This window comes from Brevibacillus sp. NRRL NRS-603 (assembly GCF_003013445.1).
Classification (GTDB): Bacteria; Bacillota; Bacilli; order Brevibacillales; family Brevibacillaceae; genus Brevibacillus; species Brevibacillus formosus.
Genome location: NZ_PXZN01000121.1, coordinates 1 through 1,479, shown reverse-complemented (window position 1 = coordinate 1,479; position 1,479 = coordinate 1). Strand labels below are relative to the sequence as shown.

At 44.5% G+C, this 1,479-nt stretch carries 3 protein-coding genes; all 3 read right to left on the bottom strand.

Annotation, left to right across the window (positions count from 1 at the left end):
* Positions 1-211: ATP-binding cassette domain-containing protein (locus C7R94_RS28910; RefSeq protein ID WP_146142853.1), on the bottom strand; the 211-nt coding region annotated here is incomplete at its 3' end.
* Complete coding sequence (locus tag C7R94_RS28905) at positions 211-1,002, bottom strand: IclR family transcriptional regulator (protein WP_233220700.1); 792 nt, start codon at positions 1,000-1,002, stop codon at positions 211-213. The genes C7R94_RS28905 and C7R94_RS28910, both read right to left, overlap by 1 nt.
* Positions 1,003-1,161: 159 nt before the next feature.
* On the bottom strand, positions 1,162-1,479 hold a 318-nt coding region (locus C7R94_RS28900), incomplete at its 5' end, for a YitT family protein (RefSeq protein WP_146142852.1).

Sequence of the window (1,479 nt, the reverse complement as noted above, 5' to 3'; positions counted from 1 at the left end):
CACCGTTGTACAGGATCTCTCCCCCGGTGATTCGCGCGGTTCTCGGCAGAAGCCCCATGATGGATAGAGAGGTGACACTTTTCCCACAGCCCGACTCCCCTACTACTCCAATCGTTTCACCTTTGTTGATTTGAAAGCTAACTCCATCCAAAACGGTAATTTCTCCATTATCGGTTCGGAATCTCGTCTGAAGATTTTTGATTTCCAGCATCAAAGTCCCGCCTTTGCATCTGAATAGCCCAGCTTGCTCATGATTTTATTCGCTACTGCTTTTGTCTCCTGTACCAAATACCCCAATCGATCGATCTGAAAGCGTGATGTAGCTCCAGCCAAGCTCAAACCTGCTATTACTTCTCCCGTAAAATCTCGAATAGGTACAGCAATTGCTGCGGAATCCGGCTCCAATTCACCGTAGCTGACTGTATAGCCGTTTTCACGTGCGTCGTGAATCCATTGCCATAGCAGATCTTTTTCTATATTTGTGTCTGGTGAGATTTTCTTCATGTCTACCCGGTTCAATAATTCTTCGATCTCATGATCCGGCATAAATGAGAGTAAAATGCGCGGGCATGCACCTGCGTACAACGGTGATTTTCTACCTACCTGCGTATATACACGAACATACTGGCGGGTATCGACTTTTTCGATGTAAACCCCTTCGTCTTGATCACGAATAATCAAGTTGACTGCCTCATCCACCGTATCTCGTAGCTGCTGCATATACGGGAGCGCGATTTTCCTGATCTCCAGCCGTTGGGCGACAATGTTCCCAAACTCCAGCAGCTTCAATCCCAATTGGTATTTAGGCGGATTATGCGTGGTCGTTTTGGAGACAAAGCCGCGCATTTCGAGCGTCTGAAGAATTCGAAACACCGTACTCTTCGGCATATCTGACAGCTCGACAAGCTCAGCCAGGCTTAATTCACTGTTTTGGATAAAATATTCTAGAAACTCTAGCGTTTTTAACACACTTCGGTTTGCCGTTTTTTCTGTTTTGTCCATTTTCATCACCATTCGTTTGTCCCAAAATACGGAACGTTATTTTGTATTTTGGCATGACGCAATATTAAATGAATTCTGTTATTTCCGTCAATACATTTTTACCCCTTCGCAATCAGGTCGTTTTACCTACTGGCTCAGGGGTAATTTGTACGTAAGGTTTTAGTGAATATTCTTTTTCTTAAACCGACCACCAGAAACATCATGAATATGACCGATTGCCAAAAAGGCAGAGGAATCGATTTCCTCCACGATGGATTTCAGCTTCGCTTCTTCCAAGCGTGTAATGACACAGAAAATGACCTTTTTGACATCTCCGGAGTATCCACCTTCTCCATTCAAATAGGTAATTCCCCGCCCCAGTCTCGCCGTTAACGCATCGCCAATTTCCTCTGGATAATCACTGATGATCCATACTGATCTGGATTGTTCGAGTCCGACCATGGTAATATCGATCATTTTATAAGCGATGTAGTAAGC